The following is a 4,367-nucleotide window of genomic DNA, read 5'->3' on the forward strand; positions in this document are numbered from 1 at the left end:
GGGGATACCAGCGGCGTTGGCCGGGAATCCGGGCCCTTCGGTTCCTCCCGCGCCGCGGCGACGGCGCTTTCCCCTGGTCGCAACACCTTTGCTGGGGACGGATGCGTGGTCCAATCCAAAGCGGCGGCAGGATGGTGCCACTTGACCGATCCCCGGCTTATGCCTCGCACTGTCGGTTCCGGTAAGCAGCGGGGTGAAGTGGCCGCCGCACTCCAAAACGTCCGGGGGAACGCTTCGATGATCGTTGGCTGTCATAAAGAGCCTCGCGTGATTTGTGGTCTCCCGCAGCTAGGGTGTCGCAAAAGGGTAGGGCGGGGAAGCGTAGCGCATCCCGCCGCGAGCGCTTTCTGTTCTACGGGGCTTGTCGCAAATGCGACATAACGGCGGGGATGCCCCGGTCGATGTTCGACCCAGGGGACACCTGGACCCACACGGTAGTTCGGATCACAAGTGCGACGGAGAGGAATGGAAGCGTTCGACGCGAATGGTCGTCGCAGTCCTTATCCTTTGCTTTATGGCGAATCTCACTCGAAAATCACGGTGAGCTTCGCCAGCACTTCATCCATGACCGCCGGCGGCACCCGTTCCAGTTTACGGGCGTTGCACGAGCCCAAGTCGATGGCGCGGGGTTGATCACACCGCACAACGCCCGTGGTGTCGGTTCCCGCCCCCACCAGTGACACGGCGAAGCCGGCCGTGTGGGCGAAGTTGCCGCCACGGGTGATCGGCAATACCACCGGCGTTTTCGTCAGTCGGTTAAAGGCTGCCGGAGACACCACCAGGACTGGCCGCGTTCCTCGTTGTTCATGGCCCGAGGTCGGGTCCAGGGAGACCAGAAAGATATCGCCACGCTCCATTACAACAACTCGCTTCCGACCGGTTTGCCATCGAACCAGATACGATCTTCCGCACTGATTTCGGCCGCGGCGTCGCACTGGGCCAGTAGTTCATCCAGGCGGTAACGCGGTCGCGGCGTCGGTTCGACCACCAGGCGGCCCTGATCGATGGCCAGACCGACCGTGGCACCGGCCTGCAAGTGCAGCAGGTCGAGGATGGCCGGTGGGACGGCCAGCATCACCGAGCCGCCGACCTTTCGTAGACTGGTTGTGTACATGTTGTACCTCCATCGTCTAAGTTATATTAAAATATAATCTTAGATTCGCTTGAACCGCAAGTCCAAGCCGGTTGGAAAACATCCGTTGCGACAAGGTAACCGGGAGCCTCCCGGTCGATGTCCCGCGAGCAGGTGCGGGTCCGAGTGCCGGTTCGAATCACAGGGGCGACGAAGCGGAACGGATCTTGCAGCTTTCTCTACAGGTGCACCAGGAGGACCGCGCGTGGCCACTCGAAGCCTTTCCGATCGCAGCCTATCCGATCATGGCCCATCCAGCGCCGCAGATGCCGTGGGCCGGTTTTTGGCGGACCCGCCGGCCGGGACCCCGCACGAGGTCATCGAGCGTTTGCAGGCGACGGCCGGCGACCCGGCCGCGTCCTTACCGCCGAGAATCTGCTTCGAGACAGTGCTCGAGGCGGTGCCGGTGCTCGTGGTGTCCCTCGACGAATCCGGCCAGGTGTGTCTCGATAACCACGAGTACCGGCAACTGCTGGATGCTCTGCACGGACAGGAGCCCATCGCGGTCCTGCGTCAGGCACTCCGGGAGCAAGCGGGCTTCGATCCCCTGGAGGCACTGCGAGCGGGGCGCAGCTTCAAGGACGTGGAGGTCAACCTCGAGCTCCCCGGCGGTGGCCCCCGCTGGTTTGCCTGCTCCGGTACCCTGACCGGCGAGACGGACGCAGGTGTGCATGGCGATTTCAGTCGCCACCGGAGCGGCGGACGGCACCTGCTCCTGCTTGCCAACGACATTACTATCCGGCGCCGCGAGGTCGAGCGGGCGCACCTCGAGAACCTGCGCGCACGTCTGGCGGAGCAACAGATGATGGACGGGATGCGGGAGGCGCTGTCGGCGGCCTGCTACCAGATGCAGGGCCCGCTGAATGTCATCCAGGCCGCGATCGGCATGCTGGAGCGGGGCAAGGGCGAGCCGGCGACCCTCGCCGCCATGCTGGCCCAGATCAGCGCCTCCGGGCACCGGGCCAAGGCGACCTTGCAGGCGGCCTTGCCCGAGGAGCCCAAGGAGGCCGGGACCCCGGTCAATGTCAATGAGCTGTTGCGTCAAGTGCTGGAGATCGAGACGGATCGCCTGCTGGCCACCGGCATCGTCGTGGAATGGCAGCCGACCCCGGTATTGCCCCGGCTCACAGGACACCAGAATCAGCTCAGATCCCTGTTTAAGCACCTGATCGACAACGCCATTTTGGCGCTGAACGAGACCGGCAAGACACACCGGGTGCTGCGTCTGATGACCCGGGCGCTCGCCACCGGCGTGGAGGTGACGATTCAAGACAATGGTCCGGGCATCGCGCAAGACCTGCGCCTGCGGGTATTCGAGCCCTTCTTCATCGGTTGGCGTAACCGCCGTGGCCGCGCGGGGGTGGGACTTACCTTGGCCCAGGAGATCGTCAATCAGCACGGCGGCTGCATCGAAATCGACTCGGGGCTCGCCGCGGGTTGCCGGGTCCGGCTTTCCCTGACCGCGGTCCCGGTGGACGAATGAGTCCCCGCAGCCGGCTATGACGGCAAAAAATGACAGGCGCGGCGGCGAGGTCGGACATCGCCAGGAGCTGTTCGAGGCCCAGCTCGCCACCTTGTTCGAGGTGAGCTCGGTGCTGAGCCGTTCACTCGATCTGAGTCAAACGCTGCGGGCGGTGCTGGAGGTCCTACATCGACGGGGGCGCATGCGTAAGGGCATGGTCAGTCTGGTGGACCAGGATACCGGCGAGCTGATGGTCAGTGCCCTCCACGCGGGAGATGCCGCCCCCTTCGCGGCGGTCCGCTACCAGTCAGGCGAGGGAGTGATTGGAAGTATTCTCGAACGCAATCGGCCCTGGATCGTCTCCCGGGTCGCCGACGAGCCTCGTTTCCTCAACAAGCTCGGCGTCTACGATCCGCAGCTGCCCTTCATCGGGGTACCGATCCGCATCGGTACGGAGGGAGCCGTGGGCGTCTTCGCGGCCCAACCACCCATGGTGGACGGTCTGCTGGATCAGCACGCCCGGTTTCTGGAGATGGTCGCCAACCTGATCGGTCAGGCGGTGCGTCTGTCTCACATGGTCGATGCGGAGCGCCGGGTATTGCAGGATGAGCGTGACACACTACGGCGGCAGGTGCGGGGGGAGCATGGGTTCGCCGGTATTATCGGCCACTCCCAAGGCATGCAGCTGGTCTTCGACCAGGTGCGGCAGGTGGCCAAATGGAATACCACGGTTCTCATCCGCGGCGACTCGGGTACCGGCAAGGAGCTGATCGCCAACGCCATCCACTACAACTCCCCGCGGGCGCGCAACGCCTTCGTCAAGCTCAACTGCGCCGCCTTACCGGACAATCTGTTGGAGTCCGAGCTGTTCGGACACGAAAAGGGGGCCTTCACCGGCGCGAGTACCCAACGCAAGGGGCGCTTCGAACAGGCCGCCGGCGGCACCCTGTTCCTCGACGAGATCGGTGAGATCAGCCGGGTCTTTCAGGTCAAGCTGCTGCGCGTGCTCCAGGAAGGCGAATTCGAGCGGGTCGGCGGTACCCGCACCCTGAAGGTCGATGTTCGCATCATCGCCGCCACCAATCGGGACCTGGAGTCCGGGGTCAAGGCCGGAGAGTTCCGGGAGGATCTGTACTACCGGCTCAATGTCATGCCCATCTATATGCCCGCCTTGCGGGAGCGCAGCGAGGACGTGCCGGAGCTGGCGCGCTTTCTGATCGCCAAGATCGGTAAGGCGCAAGGTCGGGGGCTCAGAATCACCGACAGCGCCCTGCGGGTCCTGATCCGCCACGACTGGCCGGGCAATGTGCGGGAGCTGGAGAACTGTCTGGAACGCTCTGCGGTTATGAGCGAACAGGGCGTGATCGACCGGGAGGTGATCAGTCTGGCCGGACTCGACACAGGTGTGGCGGATCATGACCAAGCGCCGCCCGCCGCCCCCGCCCCGACGGTCAATCCAGACGACTCGAACCTCGATGAGCGCGAACGGGTCATCGCCGCCTTGGAAGCGGCCGGCTGGGTCCAGGCCAAGGCCGCCCGGCTACTCGGCATGACCCCGCGGCAGATCGCCTATCGCATCCGGACCTTGAATATCAAAGTGCGGCAGTTCTAAGAAGCGGCACGTAAATCATTCCGGCCATCGGTGGCCAAGCGTTGAGCGCTTTGTTAACTTCGATATTTTGCATACCTACTCCTTAGAGGCTGTCTAAAAATTAAGATACTGATTTTAGGGAATAAAATCTGCAAATTTCACGCTCGTTCCCACGCTGGAGC

General features: G+C 63.7%; 4 protein-coding genes and 1 pseudogene. 2 read left to right on the forward strand and 3 right to left on the reverse strand.

The annotated features are described in order from the left end of the window. The 3 genes and pseudogenes from BQ17_RS22235 to BQ17_RS01085 form a co-directional block, all read right to left on the reverse strand. Positions 1–255 (reverse strand): annotated as a pseudogene (locus BQ17_RS22235) (hypothetical protein); the annotation flags it as partial. Positions 256–524: 269 nt separating this feature from the next. Further along, positions 525–857 (reverse strand): type II toxin-antitoxin system PemK/MazF family toxin, encoded by a 333-nt coding sequence (locus BQ17_RS01080; protein ID WP_089723914.1) that lies wholly within the window; start codon positions 855–857, stop codon positions 525–527. After that, entirely contained in the window at positions 857–1,114 is a 258-nt protein-coding gene (locus tag BQ17_RS01085; protein ID WP_089723915.1) for an AbrB/MazE/SpoVT family DNA-binding domain-containing protein, read from the reverse strand. Before BQ17_RS01085 ends, BQ17_RS01080 begins: the two co-directional genes overlap by 1 nt. 223 nt (positions 1,115–1,337) lie before the next feature. Here BQ17_RS01085 and nifL point away from each other — a divergent pair, with 223 nt between their 5' ends. After that, a complete protein-coding gene (gene nifL / locus BQ17_RS01090; protein WP_256091432.1) occupies positions 1,338–2,615 on the forward strand; it encodes a nitrogen fixation negative regulator NifL in 1,278 nt (425 codons plus the stop codon). 16 nt (positions 2,616–2,631) lie between these two features. Then, positions 2,632–4,206 (forward strand): nif-specific transcriptional activator NifA, encoded by a 1,575-nt coding sequence (nifA, locus tag BQ17_RS01095; protein WP_089723917.1) that lies wholly within the window; start codon positions 2,632–2,634, stop codon positions 4,204–4,206. The last annotated feature ends 161 nt before the right edge of the window (positions 4,207–4,367 follow it).

Source organism: Candidatus Thiosymbion oneisti, assembly GCF_900092655.1.
GTDB lineage: Bacteria > Pseudomonadota > Gammaproteobacteria > Chromatiales > Chromatiaceae > Thiosymbion > Thiosymbion oneisti.

What these genes read in the sequence shown, in the direction of transcription:
- nifA (WP_089723917.1), top strand. Translation starts at nt 2,632, where the DNA reads ATGACGGCAAAAAATGACAGGCGCGGCGGCGAGGTCGGACATCGCCAG.
- BQ17_RS01085 (WP_089723915.1), bottom strand. Translation starts at nt 1,114, where the DNA reads ATGTACACAACCAGTCTACGAAAGGTCGGCGGCTCGGTGATGCTGGCC.
- BQ17_RS01080 (WP_089723914.1), bottom strand. Translation starts at nt 857, where the DNA reads ATGGAGCGTGGCGATATCTTTCTGGTCTCCCTGGACCCGACCTCGGGC.